This window comes from Curtobacterium sp. VKM Ac-2865, from assembly GCF_015350905.1.
Classification (GTDB): domain Bacteria; phylum Actinomycetota; class Actinomycetes; order Actinomycetales; family Microbacteriaceae; genus Curtobacterium.
Window position 1 is genome coordinate 16003 of record NZ_JADKRZ010000004.1, and the last position, 15531, is coordinate 31533.

Genomic DNA, 15531 nt, shown 5'->3' on the forward strand with positions numbered 1-15531 from the left:
CCATGCCCGAGCGCGTGGATGCCCCCGAACGGCTGCCTCAGCCGTCGCCGGCCGAGATGGACCTCCCCGTCGTGCTGGACGCCCTGTCGGACCCGATCCGCCTGGCGATCCTGCACCGGTACCTCGTCGACGCCGCCGGTGGTGAGCGCTCCTGCGGGTGGGTCGGCATCGACCGGCCGAAGTCCACGCTCACGCACCACTTCCGCGTGCTGCGTGAGGCCGGGCTCCTCGAGCAGCACCAGGAGGGCCTGACCCGGATCAGCCGGGTGCGCGTCGACGACGTGGAGCACCGCTTCCCCGGCCTGCTCGACCTGGTCTTCGCCTGGCAGGTCCCCACCGCGCTGATGCGGACGGACCTGGTCGCATGAGCGCCCCCACGCTGCCCGAGGTCGTCGCCGACCCGGCCGTCACCGCAGCGCTCGCCGCGGACCTGACCGCCGCGGGCTTCACCGTCGACGGGGTCGACGCGCTCTGGGGCGCGGACGCCGCCGAGGCGCTGCACCGCGGCAACCGGGTGCCGGCCCTCCGTGCGCTCGCCGCACGTGGCCCGTCCGCGCTCGGGACCCTCGCCACGCTGTTCGTGCTCGGCCTGCCGGTCGCGCGGACCGCGGCCGACGCAGCGTTCCCGTCGGTGCGCGTCGACGAGCTCGAGCGGGCCGGCATCGTCCGGGTGGAGGAGGTCGACGCCCCCGACGTGGACACGGTCGACGACGCCGACCAGGTGCGCCCGGCCGTGGACCTGCGCCCGTACGCGTTCGTCGACGACGCGGGTGCCGGCAGCTGGTGGATCGTCTCGGACCTCGGGGAGCTCGCGCTCGGCGCCGCCCTCGACGAGGAGCACGTGCTCGGCATCGGCGGGGCCACCACCACACTGAGCGGGCTGCAGGTCCCCGTGCCCGTCCGCCGGGTGCTCGACCTCGGCACGGGCTGCGGCATCCAGGCCATGCACGCCCGACGCTTCGCCGACCAGGTGGTCGCGACCGACATCTCCCGTCGCGCACTCGACATCGCCCGCTTCAACGCCCAGCTCAACGGCCTGGACGGCATCGAGTTCCGGCTCGGCTCGCTGTTCGACCCGGTGGCGGGGGAGCGCTTCGACCGCATCGTCTCGAACCCGCCCTTCGTCATCACGCCCCGCTCCGAGGGCGTGCCGTCGTACGAGTACCGCGACGGCGGCATGGTCGGCGACGCGCTGGTCGAGACCGTCCTGCGCGGCCTCGCCGACCACCTGGAGCCCGGCGGCACCGCGCAGCTGCTCGGCAACTGGGAACACCACTGGGGCGTCGACGGCCTGGACCGCGTCCGCGGGTGGTTCGCGGACAGCGGCCTGGACGCCTGGGTCGTCGAGCGCGAACGCCAGGACCCGAACCGCTACGCCGAGACCTGGATCCGCGACGGTGGCACCAAGCCCGGCACGCCGACGTTCGACCACCTGGTCGGCGCCTGGCTCGACGACTTCCAGGAACGCCGGGTCATCGGGGTCGGCTTCGGCTACGTCGTGGTCCGGAAGCCACAGTCGGGAGGCCCGGCTGGGCTCCGGCGGTTCGAGCGCGTCCCCGAGACGCTCGGCTCCAACCCCGCGGGGCTCGGTGCCACGGTGGCTCGGGTCCTCGACGCGGCCGAGTGGCTGGCCGCGCACGACGACGTCGCGCTCGCCTCAGCGCACCTGCGGGTCGCCGGCGACGTGACCGAGGAGCGCTACTACTGGCCGGGCAACGACGACCCGACCGTGATGACGCTCGTGCAGGGCGGTGGTTTCGGTCGTCGCGTGGACGCCGACACCGCGTTGGCCGCGTTCGTCGGGGCGTGCGACGGCGAGCTCTCGGTGGCGGCGATCGTCGGGGCGCTCGCGCAGATCACCGGCGTGGACGAGCAGGCGCTCGCCGCGGACCTGCTGCCCGCTGCACGTGAACTGGTACTCGACGGGCTGCTGTCCCCGGCCTGACCCCCGGATGCACGAGACCCCGGACGCGCGCGTGGCGTCGCCCGGGGTCACATGCGGTGGGGCTCAGGAGCGGTGGTCGCGCCAGGAGTGCTGCGGGTCGTAGCCGAGCAGCTCGCGGGCCTTCTCCGACGACAGCAGGGAGCTGACGCCGTCGATGTCCGAGCGGCGCTCGACGTCGGGCACGAAGCGCTCGACGAGCTCGAGCGTCGGGGTGTCCATCACCGTGTCGGGGCTGGCGATGACGAACGCCTCGAACCCGGTGAGTTCGCTCTCGACGGCCTTGCGCACGGCCTGGGCGCCGTCGCGGGAGTCGATGTAGGACCACAGGTTGAAGGTCTTGGCCTCGGGCGTCGCGTCCCACGGGTACGACGGGTAGTCGGTCTCGTCCATGACGTTCGAGAACCGCAACCCGATCATCTTCAGCGTCGGGTCCCAGCGGGTGAAGTGCCGGGCCATCTCCTCTTCGACGGCCTTGCCGAGGGAGTACGAGGACTGCGGGCGCACCGGGAAGTCCTCGTCGACGGGCAGGTAGGGCGGGTGGTGCTCGCCCATCGGGATGCCGAGCAGGGTCTCACTCGACGCCCAGACCACGTTCGTGATCTTCGCGGCGCGGGCCGCGTGGAAGACGTTGATCGACGAGGTCACGTTGTTCGTGATGAGCGCCACGTCCGGCACCTGCCCGGGAGCGGGAACCGCTGCCAGGTGCACGACCGCGTCGACGTGGTCGTAGCGGTCGTCGACACCCATGAACGCGTTGAGCACCTGCCCGTAGTCCGTCAGGTCGATGCGGACGAACTGCACCCGTTCGGGCTTGTCGGGCGAGGGGACCCGGTCGAGGAGGACGACGTCGTACCCGTGTTCGTCGAGGTCGCGCACCACCGCTCGTCCGAGCTTGCCGCTGCCGCCGGTCACCACTACGCGAGTCATCGCGCCTCCGCTCATCGTCGAGTTGCTGTGGGCCCATCCTGCCGTGCGGGGGTGGACGGAGGCAGGTACTGACGGTGCCCTGCTGTGCCGGGGGTGCGCCGAGCCTCCTGGCCGGTCGTCAGGAGGCGGACACGGCGGCGACCTCGGCGATCGCGAGCCGGGCGACCAGCTCGACGTGCGCGGCCATGTCGCGGCTCGGGTCGAAGAGCCACTGGATCTGCATGCCGTCGGAGACGGCGAGCAGGACGCTCGTGAGCGCTTCGGGGTCGACGTCGGGCCGGAGGCGGCCGTCCTCCTGCATGCGGCGGAAGTCGGTGGTCATGATCCGGCGGGCCCTGTCGTAGCGCTCGCGGAAGTAGTCGTGCGCGGGGTGCTCCGGGTCCGTGGCCGCTGCGGCGGACAGGTTGACGAACATCTGCACGAGGCCGGGCACCTCGGCGTTGTGGCGGACGACCGCTGCGAGGAGCTGGGCGGGGTCGTGGGCGTCAGCGTGGGTGGCGTCGTCGATCGCGTCACGGCGCCGGAGGACCTCGACCCAGAGCTCGTCCTTCGAGTCGAAGTAGTGCAGGAGCCCGGCCTGTGTGAGACCGACGGCTCCGGCGATGTCCCTGATGCTGGTGCGCCGGAACCCCTGGCGGGCGACGAGTTCGAGTGCCACGGTGAGGATCGCCTCGCGCTTGGCGATGCCCTTCGCGTAGGAACCGCGTCGTGTCATGGCAGGACTTTACCGCCGAGGGCACGGAGGCGGTCGCAGGTACCTGAGCAGCTGCCCATCCGCTTTCCGCGCGGTTACCAGATCCATTCAGTAGCATGAACCCCGCGTCAGGCGGCTGGTTACCGTCGACGCGCGCACCACCGAGGGATCATCGCGTGTGCGAAGCGGCCTCCTGATCCGGCCGACGAGCCCCTGTGGTCCCGGTGCGCCAGATGCGCCCTCGCGTTCTCGCGGGGGCGCATCGTTCGTCTGCACTGGTCGTTCGTGTGCACTGGTCGTTCGTCTGCACTGGGAAAAAGTGGTGACAGAAGGTCAAAATGCGCTGTGAGCCGCCGCGCGCGGTTGTGCCGGACCGCCTGTCAGGTGGGACGATGAACGAACCATCTCGGACGGATCAGGTCCGAGATGGTCATCCGGTGGGGGCCCCGAGCTTCACCGACTCGAGCGGGCCCCCGCCGGATGCCATCGTCATCCGTGCAGGTGCGGTGCGATCTGCTCGGCGATGACGGTCAGGATCCGCTCGTGCGACGCGGCGTCGCCGTTGGCCGGCAGCGTGATCACGAGTTCGTCCGTCGCGGTGACGGCTGGGTCGGCGCGCAGGGCCTCGACGATCGCGGCGGGTTCGCCGGAGACGACCTGGCTGAAGCGGAACGGCGGCGTACCGGACAGGGGGCGACCCTCGTCGTCCATGCCCGCGGCGTAGCTGGTCAGGAACTCGTCGTGGACCTGACGGTCGTGGTCGTCGAGCAGGGGGACGACGATCCGGCCGACGGCGACCTTCGGGGTGCGTCCGACGTGCGTCCCCGCCGCCTGGAGCTCGGCGAAGCGAGCGCGGTAGGCGTCGATCTGCGCCGCCTGTGCCACGGCGAAGGGCTCGCCGGTGTCCTCGGTGTTCAGGGTCGAGCAGTGCAGCAGCAGGCCCTTCTCCGCCGTGCGCACCGCGGTGCCCATGCTGCCGCCGCCCCACCACACCCGGTGACGGAGCTCGGGGCTCAGGGGCTGCAGCGTGAGGTCGGTGCCCTCGGGGATGCTCTCGTAGCCCTTGCCCGAGGTGCCGAGCGGCTGGCCGTCGAGGACCTCGAGCAGGCGTGCTGCGCGGGCTTCGGCCTCGTCGCGGAAGCTCCGCTCGACACTGCCGAACACCGGGTCGAGGATGGGACCGTACCCGGCGATCCCCGTGCTGATGCCGAGCTGCACGCGACCGCCGCTGAGCAGGTCGACCGTGCTGGCGTCCTCGGCGAGGCGTACCGGGTCCTCGTAGCGCATGCCGAGGACGGCGGTGCCGAAGCCGATCGTGCTGGTGCGCTGCGCTGCGGCTGCGAAGAACGTCATCGGGCTCGTGAGGAACGGTTCGAAGTGTCGACCACGGACCCACCCGGTGCCGTACCCGAGCCGCTCGGCGGTCTCGAAGAGGCGGAGGCCGTCCTCCAGGGCGGCGGCCGCGCCGGCGGCGCCCCCGTGGTTGGGGACGAAGGACAGGAAGCCGAGTTCACGCACGAGCCGATTCTATGCGCCTGTATGGATCTGTGGAAGGTGCGGTGTCCGTCCACGGATGTCGGGCCTCCCGACCGTGGTCGATGGTGGGGCTGGGAGGATGGGTACATGACCGACGTCACCACTGCTGCTCCGCTCGTCGCCGCGATGCCGGCGGCCCCCGGCGGTGTCGTCGACCCCGACGCCGTCTACCAGGCCTTCGCCGACTGGGCGGAGTCGAGCGGACGACCGCTGTACCCGGCGCAGGACGAAGCCGTCATCGAGCTGGTGTCCGGCGCGAACGTCGTCCTCAGCACGCCGACCGGCACCGGCAAGTCGCTCGTCGCGGCCGGAGCGCACTTCGCGGCGCTCGCCGAGGGCAAGCGCAGCTACTACACCGCACCGATCAAGGCCCTGGTGTCAGAGAAGTTCTTCCAGCTCGTGGACCTGTTCGGCGCCCACAACGTCGGCATGGTCACGGGGGACTCCAGCGTCAACGCGGACGCCCCGATCGTGTGCTGCACGGCGGAGATCCTCGCCAACCTGGCGCTCCGGCAGGGCCCGGACGCCGACGTGGACGTCGTGGTCATGGACGAGTTCCACTTCTACGGCGACGCCGACCGCGGCTGGGCCTGGCAGGTCCCGCTGCTCGTGCTCGAGCGTGCGCAGTTCCTGCTCATGTCGGCCACCCTCGGGGACGTCACCACGATCGCGGACGACCTCTCGCGGCGCACCGGGCGGCCGACCGCGCGGGTCACCGGTGTCTCGCGTCCGGTGCCGCTCGAGTACGAGTACGTGATGACGCCGGTGCAGGAGACCGTCGAGCGCCTGCTGGAAGAAGGCAAGGCGCCCGTGTACATCGTGCACTTCGCCCAGGCTGCCGCGCTCGAGCGGGCACAGGCGCTCATGTCCGCCAAGGTCGCCTCACGCGAACGCCGCGACCAGATCGCCGAGGCGATCGCCACCTTCCGCTTCAGCGCCGGGTTCGGGCAGACGCTCTCGCGCCTGATCCGCGCCGGCATCGGGGTGCACCACGCGGGGATGCTGCCGAAGTACCGACGGCTCGTCGAACAGCTGGCGCAACGCGGGCTGCTCCCCGTGATCTGCGGCACGGACACCCTCGGCGTCGGCATCAACGTGCCGATCCGCTCGGTGCTGCTGACGGGCCTGACCAAGTACGACGGCACCCGGATGCGCCAGCTGTCCGCCCGCGAGTTCCACCAGATCGCCGGACGCGCGGGTCGTGCGGGCTACGACACCGAGGGCGACGTCGTCGCCGAGGCACCGGAGCACGAGATCGAGAACGCCCGCGCGGTGGCCAAGGCCGGGGACGACCCGAAGAAGAAGAACAAGATCAAGCGGAAGAAGGCGCCCGAGGGCTTCGTCTCGTGGGGGCAGGCGTCCTTCGAGCGACTCATCAACGCCGAGCCCGAGCCGATGGTGTCGCGCATGCGGATCACGCACGCGATGGTGCTCGCCGTCGTGGGCCGCGCCGACGACGCGTTCGAGGACGTCCGCTCGCTCGTGTTCGACAACCACGAGCCGCGGTCGCGCCAGCTCGACATGGCCCGTCGTGCCCTGACGATCGCCCGCACGCTGATCAACGCCCGCGTGATCGAGAAGGTGGACGGGACGTACCGCGTGACCGTCGACCTGCAGGCCAACTTCGCCCTAAACCAGCCCCTGTCGCCGTTCGCGCTGGCCGCGTTCGAGCTGCTGGACCCCGAGTCGCCGACGTACGCGCTCGACATGGTGTCCATCGTCGAGGCCACCCTCGACGACCCGCGCGCGATCCTGTCGCAGCAGCAGTTCAAGGAGCGCGGCGAGGCCGTCGCGCGGATGAAGCAGGAGGGCATCGAGTACGAGGAGCGCATGGAGCTGCTGGAAGAGGTGACCCACCCGAAGCCCCTCGACGAGCTCCTGACCGCGGCGTACGAGGCCTACGCCGCCGAACAGCCGTGGGTGCTCGACTTCACGCTGTCGCCCAAGGCCGTCGTCCGTGACATGTACGAGCGCGCGATGACCTTCGGCGACTTCGTGCGGTTCTACCAGCTCACGCGTTCCGAGGGGCTCGTGCTCCGCTACCTCTCGGACGCCTACCGCACGATGCGCCAGACCATCGCGGACGAGCAGCGCACGCAGGAGCTCGACGACCTGATCGAGTGGCTCGGGGAGCTCGTGCGCCAGGTCGACTCGTCACTGGTCGACGAGTGGGAGGCCCTGATGAACGGGGACGTGGCGCTCGCCGAGGCCGAGCACGCCGAGATCGCCCCGCCCCAGCCCGCGCGACTCACCGGCAACGTCCGGGCGTTCCGGGTGCTCGTGCGCAACGCCCTGTTCCAGCGGGTGCTGCTCGCCGCGAACGACGACATCGACGGGCTCGGCGAGCTCGACGCTGCCGCCGGGTTCGACCGCGCCGCCTGGGACCTGGTGCTCGAGGAGTACTACGACGAGCACGACACCATCGGGATCGACGCCGACGCCCGGTCGATGCAGTTCCTCGACCTGTCCGAGCAGGGCCGTACCTGGCGTGCACGGCAGATCTTCGCCGACCCGGCGGGCGACAAGGACTTCGGGTTCTCGGCGACGATCGACCTCGACGCCTCGGACGAAGCCGGCGAAGCGGTCGTCCGCGTCACCGAGATCGGACGCTTCGACGGGTGGACCGAGGTCGACGTCGACTGACCGCTCAGTTCTGAAGAGAGGAGCCCCCGGCCAGCAGGCCGGGGGCTCCTCTCCGTCAGCGGGCGTCAGCGCGCGTCGACCGTGAAGGTCTTCGTGCCGCCAGCCATGTGGAGCGTGAAGGTCTTCACCGAGCCCGTGCCCACGACGATGCTGCGGGTGATGCTGAAGCCCTCGATGAACCCGCCGGTGACGTAGGTGTCACCCTCGCCGGTGATCATGTACTGCGCACCCATCGGGCCGCTGATCGTGACGTCGGCGCGGCCGTTCGCGACGGCGCCGACCTTGACGTCACCGGCGATGGAGCCGTCCTGGTCACCGGGCTGTTCCGGGGTCGGGGTGCCCGGGTCGACCGGGACCTGCGGGTCCTCGCCCGGGTCGACAGGCTCGGGTGACGGCGCGACCGGCTGTTCCGGCTCGGCACCCGAGGACTGGTCGACCTCGACGGTGGTCGAACCGATGACCTTCAGGCCGTCCTTGACGGACACCGTGTAGGTGGTGACGGCACCCTCGGGTGCCTCGACCGACACCCGCGCAGCGGTGCGGCCGAGGATGCCGCCGCCGACCAGGTGACCGGCGGCGTCGGTGACCTCGTATGTCTTGCCGGCCGGGCCGGTCACGACGAGCGTGGCGTAGCCGCCTGCGTACCCGGAGACGACGACGGTCGGGGCGTCGCCGGTGCCCGGCGTGCCCGGGTCGACCGGCGTGCCCGGGTCGCCCGGGGTCTGGTCGCGGGTGTCGACCGACCACGGGGTCTGCAGGCTCTCGCCGTCGAGGACCGAGGTCACCGTGAACGTGGTGAGGCGGTCGTCGTCGACGCGGACGAACACGGTGTTGTAGCCGGACGGGGGGATGCGGACGACCGTGGTGCGTCGGGTGTCGTCCTCGAAACGCACGAGGCTGCCGGCTGCCGCGTGGACGCCGACCTGCACGACACCGCTGGACTTCGACACGATGGACAGCTCGGGAGCGGTGACGGCGTTGGTGGAGCTGCTGGCAGCGGCCGCAGTCGTGCTCGCGGTGTCGATGGACGCGGCGTTCGCTGCCGGCCCGAAGGCGAGGGAAGCGATGACGACACCAGTGGCGCACGTCATGAGGCCGATGGTCTTCTTGCTGGGGGTCATGTGTGGTTCTTTCTCCAGAGCCCGCTCCGAGCGGGGTCCGGCCAGAATACGACATGTCAAGCGTGGTGTTTCCTGTGCCACTGCGATCGCGCCGAGCTGCCCGTTCGGGGGTGTGCCCGACGCGCCGTGCGCGGGTAGCGTCTGGCGCGCCACCTACCGGAAGGAATGCGACATGCGCATCGGATCCAGCATCGCCCTGATCGTCATCGGCGCGATCGTCGCCTTCGCGCTGGACATCCAGCTCGCCGGCATCGATCTCCGACTCATCGGCTACATCCTGATGGCCGCGGGCGTCGTCCTGCTCATCATCAGCCTGGCGGTGGGCTTCGGCGGCCGTCGCACCACCACGACCACGCGCTCGGGTGTCGACCCGGCCTCGGGGGAGCAGATCACCCGTCAGGACCGGCGCGACGGCACCTACTGACACGAGTGACTGGCTGACGGGTCCGGGCTCTCGAGCCCGGGCCCGTCGTTGTGTCTCCGGGGGCGGTTCTGGGTGCGGTGCACCGGACTTCGTTCTCGGCGATGACGAATCCGGTCGACGAAGCCCGGGGATGACGAACCGGATCCGTCACGGCGAAATCGGAACACCGTCACTCGGGGCCGCTGTGCCGTGGGGCCGTGGGGTTGCTGTGCCGCAGGTCCCTGACGCGCTGCGCCCCGGCGGCGGCGTCTCAGAAGAGAGTTGCGGGCGGTGTCGCCTCGGGGAGCGCAGCCGGCTCGGCGACCTCGACACCCGGCCAGCCCGGGCCCGTCGGGACGTCGGTGCGGTTCTGGTACGCGGTCGCGGCACCCCGGGCTCGCACGTCGGCGGCCTCGTTCATCTCGTGGCCCATGTGTCCGCGGACCCACTCGAAGGTGACCTTGCGGCCCTGCAGCTCGGCGTCGAGCTCCTTGATGATCTCGACGTTCAGGACGGGCTTGCCGTCGGCCTTGCGCCAGTTCTTCCGCTTCCACCCGGCGAGCCACTCGGTGCAGGCCTTGATGGCGTACTGGCTGTCGCAGAGGATGTGCAGCGGCTCGCCGGCGTCCTTGGTGGCACGGAGCAGCTGGAGCACGGCGGTCAGCTCGCCCTGGTTGTTCGTCCCGCGCGGCCACCCGCCAGCGGCCCAGCGGTCGTCGTCGACGTACCAGGCCCAGCCGGCCGGGCCGGGGTTGCCGAGGGCGGAGCCGTCAGCTGCTGCGACGATCGTCACGGGAGACCTCCTGAGGTGGGGCGAGTGCCCGACAACGGTAGCGGACCCGGGGAGGTGCGCCGGGCCTCCTGGCTGTTGCTCAGCGTCCCTGCGGGTCGAGGTTGAGGTGCGCGCCCTCGATCAGCCACTCGCCGTTCAGCGTGCGCATGTCCGGGTTCATCCACCGGAGTTCGGGGATGCTCACACCGAAGCGCTTGGCGACCGTCACCTGGTCGTCGCCGTGCGCCACGAGGTAGTCCGCGGTGCGGCCGCTCTGGGCGCTGACGATCCCGTAGGCACCGGGCCGAGCCTCGCCGAGCGTCACGCGCATGTCCGGGTACGGGGTCGGGACGTGCCACGTCAGCGGGGCGACCGCCAGCACGTGTCCGGCCCAGGATGGGCTGTCGACCGATCCGTCGCCGTCGGTCGTGACGGTGGGGATGAGCACGACGCTCTTCAGGAAGTCCGGGCGAGCGCCGACGCCGTCGAGTCCGGAGGACGCGGGGGGTGTCTGGCCAGCCGCCCACTGGACCTGGCCGTACGGCGTGCCGTACCCGTCCGAGGGCTTCGGCACGGATCGGCGGAACTCGAGCGTCATCGCCTGTGCCTCGGTGGAGCGCCAGCCGGACAGCTCCGTGCGGAAGGTGCCGTCATCGTCGGCGAGGACGCGCACGTGGATGCTGGTGCGACCGGTCGGCGACGTGACGTCGGTCTCGGCGAGGAGCGTGTCCGCGGCGATCGGCGGCGGGTTCAGCGCGGCCGTCTCGATGTCCGGGTCGGTCGCGTCCGAGTCTGCATCGGCGTCTGACGAGGACGAGTCGGTCGGAGCGGGACTCGACGTCGATGCCGCTCGGCTCGGCCCGGGCAGTGGCTCGTCGCCACCCCGGAGCAGGCTGCAGCCCGACAGTGCGACGACCAGCGCCGCGCTCCCCACCAGTGCGACCAGGTACGGCCGTCGATCCATACTTCCCCCTCGATCCGAGGCTGAGCGTAGCGCGGGCACAGCGGCCGTTGCAGGAGTCGTGACCGAACTGTCACGAACGTCGGCCGGTCGGCGCTGTCGGCCGGGCTGCCGACTGACCCGGCCACCGGCACGGCGCCGTCAGCGGACGGAGACTCCGTCGAGCGCCGAGACCAGCGCGTCGCCGTCGGGGACGTCCCAGAACGCGGTGGTCCTCGGGCCGAAGAAGCCGTCGAGCCCGGTGTTCGCATAGATCGCCTGTGCGTTGCCGCTCCCGAAGAACGCCCCCGCGCCCGAGTTCCCCGTCTCCCACTGCACCGAGCAGTGGGCTCGGTCGCGCGTCCACTGCACGTTCCGGTCCGTGCGGCGGACGTCGGTCTCGCGGGTGCTGCGGCCGTTCGTGATGAAGACCCGTCGGTCGGTTACTGCGTACACCTCGGTGCGCTTGCGGTGCCGTTTGACGAGGAAGCGACCGACGAGCATGTGCAGGCCGATGACGGCGAAGACGACGCTGAGGACCCAGACGAACGAGGGCCCGTCCGCCATCGTGCCGGGGATCATCTGGGTCGTCACGATCCCGAACCAGAGCAGGCTGAACGGGATGAGGTAGCCGTCCCGTCCGGTGAACAGCTTGCGGGGGTCGCTCTGCCCCACCCACAGCAGGTGCTCGCCGCTGCGGAGCTGTTCGGAGGCCAGGGCGCGAGGATCCATCACGCCACGACGCTACCGATCCGAGCGTCCCCCGTCCGACCCCAGAACTGGGAACGCAGGACACCGGCCCGCCTAGCGTCGGCGAGGACGAGAGGAACACCCATGAGCAACGACATCGCAGGCCCCGAGCACTCCGACGACCGCGACCGTTCCGAGGCGCTGACGAACACCGCGCACTCCGACGACGTCGACGGCGTCAGCGCGAGTGAGCAGCGGGCGGCCGACACGTCCTACAGCCCCTCGAGCGAGCGGGAGACGGAAGCGTCGCAGACCCTGCAGCGCGACGACGACGACCTGCGCGAGGACGGCATCGACCCGTCGCGGATCGTCGCGGCCCCGGGAACCGGTGGGGCCGACGACGCGGGCGACGTCGAGCCCGAGCCCGGCGACTTGCACCTGCCGTGGCAGTCGGAGAGCAACTGACCCTCGCCGCTAGGACACCGAGTCCGGGTGGGAGCCCGTCCGCTGCCCGGACTCGAGCGTCGCGATCGCGGCCAGGTCGTCGTCGCTGAGCACGAAGCCATCGACGTCGAGGTTCGCGCGGATCCGCGACGGCGTCACGGACTTCGGCAGGACGACGACGCCCTGCTGGACGTTCCACCGAACGAGGACCTGCGCCACGCTCACCCCGTGCGCGTCTGCGATGCGTGTCAGCACCGGGTCCTCCACCAGCCGGCCACGCCCAAGTGGCGACCACGCACCCGTCACGATGTCGTGCTGCGCGTGGAACGCCATGAGCTCGTGCTGGGGGAGCCACGGGTGCCGCTCCACCTGGTTCAGCGCCGGCACCTCGCCTGTCTCGGCGATGATGCGTTCGAGGTGCGGCACCTGGAAGTTCGAGACACCGACGCTCCGTGCCCGACCACTCTCGCGGAGCTCCACGAGGGTGCGCCAGGTCTCCACGTAGCGGTCGTTCGCGGCCGCCGGCCAGTGGATCAGGTAGAGGTCGACCGCGTCGAGCCCGAGCCGGTCGAGGCTGGCGTCGAACGCACGCAGGGTCGCGTCGCGCCCCTGGTGGTCGTTCCACACCTTGGTGGTCACGAAGACGTCGTCGCGATCCAGACTGGAGGCTCGGATCGCCTTCCCCACGCCGGTCTCGTTGCCGTACATCTCGGCCGTGTCGACGTGGCGGTAGCCGGACTCGAGGGCGATGCCGACCGCGGTCTCGGCGTCCGCGTCGTCGACCTTGTACACGCCGAAGCCGACGGCGGGGACGGAGTGGCCGTCGCGGAGGGGGATGGAGGTGACCATGCGTCCATCCTGCCGGGCGGGGCGGAGGCGGGACGAGCCTCCCGGCCGGATCTGTGGAGGGTGCGCGTTGGCGGGCCGGTGTGGAGGAGCGCGTTCCTTCCCATCACGCGTGCGCTGGGATGTGCTCCCGCGCGTTGCGGGTCGGACGGTTCGACCTCCTACGCGCGATTCGACCTCCTACGCGCGAAACGACCCGCGGGGAGGCGGGGGAGGAGGGGAGCGCGGGAGCGCGGCGGCCCCGCTCAGGTGGGGAGCGTCACCGGTTCGGTGTCGGGCAGCGGGCTCGCGTCGCGGCCTCGCAGGTCGGGGAGCCAGCGCTTGGCGGCCAGCGGCAGGAGCACCCCGACGAACGCGGCTGCCGCACCGACCGCAAGTCCACCGGTGGCACCGTGCTGGTCGATGAGGAAGCCGGCGACCGCTGACCCGCCCGCGGCACCGATGAGCTGCCCGGTGCCCATCCAGCCGTAGGCCTCGGCGGTGTCGGAGAACTTCACCGTGGAGGACACCGAGCCGAACATCACGGCGAGGGCCGGCGCGATGCCACCGCCGGCGATGAGGAGCGCGAACGACAGCCACCAGAACCCGGTGCCGAACGTGGCGAGCCCCAGACCGATGAAGACGATGAGCATGCGGGTCCAGAGCGTGTTCGGCGAGATCGGACGGTGGCCGAACGCCAGACCGCCGACGAGTGAGCCGACCGCGAAGATCGCGAGGACGATGCCGGCGTTCGGGCTGCCCTCGCCGAAGGCGCTGGTGACGCCGGCCTCCACCGCGGCGCACGCCCCGATGAGGAGCAGACCGGTCAGGGTGGCCACGACGACCGACGGACGCTTCATCACGACGCCGAACGCGCGCTTGGACCGGGGGATGCGCACGCGGCCGAGCTCGGGGGAGGCGATGAACCAGACCCCGCCGACGACGAGGAACACCATCGCGACGACGATCGCCTCGACGGTGCCGATCTGCGTCGCGACGAACGTGGTGATGACCGGGCCGGCGACCCAGATGAGCTCCTGGGCGCTGGCGTCGAGCGAGAACAGGGGCGTGAGCTGCTTCGACGTCACCATCTTCGGGTAGATGGTGCGCACGGCGGGCTGCACGGGCGGCACGGCGAGGCCGCCGAGGAACCCGATGACGACGTACGCCCACAGGGGCATCAGCACGAACGCGATGACCGCCATGCTCGCGAGCGCGACGATGCTGGTCAGGATCAGGACCGGCCGCATGCCCCAGCTGCCCATCCACCGACTGGTGAGCGGGCCGGCGATGGCCTGGCCGACGCTCGTGGTGGCGAGCACGAGGCCCGCGGAGCCGTACGAGCCGAAGATGTGCTCGACGTGCAGCAGGTAGGCGAGCGAGAGCATCCCGAACGGGAACCGTGCGGTGAGCTGGGCGGCGATCACACGGCCGACGCCGGGGGTCTTCAACAGGTTGCCGTACGCGCTCACGCATCGAGTGTACGGACCGGACGGGGCGGCGCGGGAGGCGTGTCACCCGACCGGGGGAGGGGCGTCGAGGTCCCCTTCTCAGACACGCCGACGAGGGGGTACGAACGGGCTGTTTCCACACCTCGGGACAACCCCCTCCACAGGCTGTTGGGGATGTCGGTGGTGCGGGGCAGACTGGCGGAAATCCGGGGCTGTGGGGAATCCAGAGTCTGTGGACGGCGTTGTGGAGAACTACAGGGGTGTAACACTTCCTCTAGTGGTCCAACCGGGCATCGGGCACAACATGTAGTAGCGTCGTGCTCAGCACAGCACCAGAACTTCGGGTCCCGAACGGGGTCCAGAACAAGGGGAGAACATGGCCGTCATCGTCTACACCAAGCCGTCCTGCGTCCAGTGCACCGCCACGTACCGGGCCCTCGACAACAAGGGCATCCAGTACGAGGTGCACGACGTCTCGACGGACGACGCCGCCCTCGAGCACGTCAAGAGCCTCGGCTACATGCAGGCCCCCGTCGTCGTGACCGACGACGACCACTGGTCGGGCTTCCGTCCCGACAAGATCGCAACCCTCAGCGCCGAACTGGCGTAGCACCACCACCGTCCGGCGGACGGTCACCCGAGTCCGTTCAGGAGGCTCGGGTCACCACCCGCCGGACACCCCCGGTCCGTCTGTCCGCACCTCACAAGGAGCGACACCATGAGCCGACTCGTCTACTTCTCGAGCGTGTCCGGGTACACCGCGCGCTTCATCGGGAAGCTCGGCCGCGACGCGGACCGGATCCCGCTCTACCCGGGCGAACCGTTCCTGCACGTGGACGAACCGTACGTCCTCGTCCTGCCCACCTACGGTGGCGGCAACGGCGAGGGAGCGGTCCCCAAGCAGGTCATCAAGTTCCTGAACGACGAGCACAACCGGTCACTGATCCGGGGCGTCATCGTCGGCGGGAACACGAACTTCGGTGAGGCCTACGGCCTGGCAGGCGACGTCGTGTCGCGCAAGTGCCACGTGCCCGTGCTCTACCGCTTCGAACTCTTCGGCACGCCGGACGACGTGTCCGCGGTCAACTCAGGATTGGATGCATTTTGGACGCAGCAGTTGCAGACGTCGATCTGACGTCG

At 70.6% G+C, this 15531-nt stretch carries 16 protein-coding genes; 7 read left to right on the plus strand and 9 right to left on the minus strand.

Translation table 11 applies throughout. From position 1 onward, the window contains the following. The first annotated feature begins 2 nt into the window (after positions 1-2). The gene (locus ITJ54_RS10875) at positions 3-368 is read left to right on the plus strand and encodes an ArsR/SmtB family transcription factor (RefSeq protein WP_194628200.1); all 366 of its coding nucleotides are present in this window, start codon (positions 3-5) and stop codon (positions 366-368) included. Continuing rightward, positions 365-1945 carry a methyltransferase gene (locus ITJ54_RS10880; RefSeq protein ID WP_194628201.1) on the plus strand — a complete coding sequence of 527 codons (1581 nt, stop codon included), beginning with the start codon at positions 365-367 and terminating at the stop codon, positions 1943-1945. Before ITJ54_RS10875 ends, ITJ54_RS10880 begins: the two co-directional genes overlap by 4 nt. 63 nt (positions 1946-2008) lie before the next feature. Here the strand turns inward: ITJ54_RS10880 and ITJ54_RS10885 are convergent, their stop codons facing one another. The 3 genes from ITJ54_RS10885 to ITJ54_RS10895 form a co-directional block, all read right to left on the minus strand. Then, positions 2009-2872, minus strand: a complete 864-nt coding sequence (locus tag ITJ54_RS10885) for an NAD-dependent epimerase/dehydratase family protein (protein WP_194628203.1) — start codon at positions 2870-2872, stop codon at positions 2009-2011. A gap of 118 nt (positions 2873-2990) precedes the next feature. Beyond that, on the minus strand, positions 2991-3587 hold the full coding sequence (locus ITJ54_RS10890; protein ID WP_194628205.1) for a TetR/AcrR family transcriptional regulator: 597 nt from the start codon (positions 3585-3587) through the stop codon (positions 2991-2993). 468 nt (positions 3588-4055) lie between these two features. Then, positions 4056-5084, minus strand: a complete 1029-nt coding sequence (locus ITJ54_RS10895) for an LLM class flavin-dependent oxidoreductase (protein ID WP_194628207.1) — start codon at positions 5082-5084, stop codon at positions 4056-4058. Positions 5085-5189: 105 nt separating this feature from the next. Here ITJ54_RS10895 and ITJ54_RS10900 point away from each other — a divergent pair, with 105 nt between their 5' ends. Further along, positions 5190-7745, plus strand: coding sequence for a DEAD/DEAH box helicase (locus ITJ54_RS10900; protein WP_194628209.1), 2556 nt, complete (start codon positions 5190-5192; stop codon positions 7743-7745). A 65-nt stretch (positions 7746-7810) separates the two neighbouring features. Here ITJ54_RS10900 and ITJ54_RS10905 read toward each other — a convergent pair whose 3' ends face one another. After that, positions 7811-8866 (minus strand): hypothetical protein, encoded by a 1056-nt coding sequence (locus ITJ54_RS10905; protein ID WP_194628210.1) that lies wholly within the window; start codon positions 8864-8866, stop codon positions 7811-7813. A 172-nt stretch (positions 8867-9038) separates the two neighbouring features. Between ITJ54_RS10905 and ITJ54_RS10910 the strand changes: the two genes are divergently transcribed. Next, on the plus strand, positions 9039-9290 hold the full coding sequence (locus ITJ54_RS10910) for a DUF6458 family protein (protein ID WP_194628212.1): 252 nt from the start codon (positions 9039-9041) through the stop codon (positions 9288-9290). 250 nt (positions 9291-9540) lie between these two features. Here the strand turns inward: ITJ54_RS10910 and ITJ54_RS10915 are convergent, their stop codons facing one another. The 3 genes from ITJ54_RS10915 to ITJ54_RS10925 all read right to left on the minus strand — a co-directional run bounded on the left by ITJ54_RS10915 (position 9541) and on the right by ITJ54_RS10925 (position 11716). Continuing rightward, positions 9541-10062, minus strand: coding sequence for a ribonuclease H family protein (locus ITJ54_RS10915; RefSeq protein ID WP_194628214.1), 522 nt, complete (start codon positions 10060-10062; stop codon positions 9541-9543). 79 nt (positions 10063-10141) lie between these two features. Beyond that, on the minus strand, positions 10142-11005 hold the full coding sequence (locus ITJ54_RS10920; RefSeq protein WP_194628216.1) for a hypothetical protein: 864 nt from the start codon (positions 11003-11005) through the stop codon (positions 10142-10144). A 138-nt stretch (positions 11006-11143) separates the two neighbouring features. Continuing rightward, entirely contained in the window at positions 11144-11716 is a 573-nt protein-coding gene (locus tag ITJ54_RS10925; RefSeq protein ID WP_194628218.1) for a hypothetical protein, read from the minus strand. Positions 11717-11815: 99 nt separating this feature from the next. Between ITJ54_RS10925 and ITJ54_RS10930 the strand changes: the two genes are divergently transcribed. Then, complete coding sequence (locus ITJ54_RS10930; RefSeq protein ID WP_194628219.1) at positions 11816-12136, plus strand: hypothetical protein; 321 nt, start codon at positions 11816-11818, stop codon at positions 12134-12136. Between the two features lie 9 nt (positions 12137-12145). On the opposite strand, the gene ITJ54_RS10935 is transcribed toward ITJ54_RS10930, so the two are convergent. Both ITJ54_RS10935 and ITJ54_RS10940 read right to left on the minus strand, forming a co-directional pair. Beyond that, positions 12146-12964, minus strand: a complete 819-nt coding sequence (locus tag ITJ54_RS10935) for an aldo/keto reductase (protein WP_194628221.1) — start codon at positions 12962-12964, stop codon at positions 12146-12148. A gap of 242 nt (positions 12965-13206) precedes the next feature. Beyond that, entirely contained in the window at positions 13207-14412 is a 1206-nt protein-coding gene (locus ITJ54_RS10940; RefSeq protein ID WP_194628223.1) for an MFS transporter, read from the minus strand. 355 nt (positions 14413-14767) lie between these two features. On the opposite strand from ITJ54_RS10940, the gene nrdH reads away from it, so the two are divergent. Further along, entirely contained in the window at positions 14768-15001 is a 234-nt protein-coding gene (nrdH, locus tag ITJ54_RS10945; protein ID WP_071277742.1) for a glutaredoxin-like protein NrdH, read from the plus strand. A 108-nt stretch (positions 15002-15109) separates the two neighbouring features. Then, positions 15110-15526, plus strand: coding sequence for a class Ib ribonucleoside-diphosphate reductase assembly flavoprotein NrdI (gene nrdI / locus ITJ54_RS10950; protein WP_194628225.1), 417 nt, complete (start codon positions 15110-15112; stop codon positions 15524-15526). Positions 15527-15531: the final 5 nt, after the last annotated feature.

Coding starts and splice junctions, on each gene's coding strand:
- ITJ54_RS10920 (WP_194628216.1), bottom strand. CDS start 11,005: ATGGATCGACGGCCGTACCTGGTCGCACTGGTGGGGAGCGCGGCGCTG.
- ITJ54_RS10885 (WP_194628203.1), bottom strand. CDS start 2,872: ATGACTCGCGTAGTGGTGACCGGCGGCAGCGGCAAGCTCGGACGAGCG.
- ITJ54_RS10880 (WP_194628201.1), top strand. CDS start 365: ATGAGCGCCCCCACGCTGCCCGAGGTCGTCGCCGACCCGGCCGTCACC.
- ITJ54_RS10905 (WP_194628210.1), bottom strand. CDS start 8,866: ATGACCCCCAGCAAGAAGACCATCGGCCTCATGACGTGCGCCACTGGT.
- ITJ54_RS10890 (WP_194628205.1), bottom strand. CDS start 3,587: ATGACACGACGCGGTTCCTACGCGAAGGGCATCGCCAAGCGCGAGGCG.
- nrdI (WP_194628225.1), top strand. CDS start 15,110: ATGAGCCGACTCGTCTACTTCTCGAGCGTGTCCGGGTACACCGCGCGC.
- ITJ54_RS10900 (WP_194628209.1), top strand. CDS start 5,190: ATGACCGACGTCACCACTGCTGCTCCGCTCGTCGCCGCGATGCCGGCG.
- ITJ54_RS10875 (WP_194628200.1), top strand. CDS start 3: ATGCCCGAGCGCGTGGATGCCCCCGAACGGCTGCCTCAGCCGTCGCCG.
- ITJ54_RS10935 (WP_194628221.1), bottom strand. CDS start 12,964: ATGGTCACCTCCATCCCCCTCCGCGACGGCCACTCCGTCCCCGCCGTC.
- ITJ54_RS10910 (WP_194628212.1), top strand. CDS start 9,039: ATGCGCATCGGATCCAGCATCGCCCTGATCGTCATCGGCGCGATCGTC.
- ITJ54_RS10930 (WP_194628219.1), top strand. CDS start 11,816: ATGAGCAACGACATCGCAGGCCCCGAGCACTCCGACGACCGCGACCGT.
- nrdH (WP_071277742.1), top strand. CDS start 14,768: ATGGCCGTCATCGTCTACACCAAGCCGTCCTGCGTCCAGTGCACCGCC.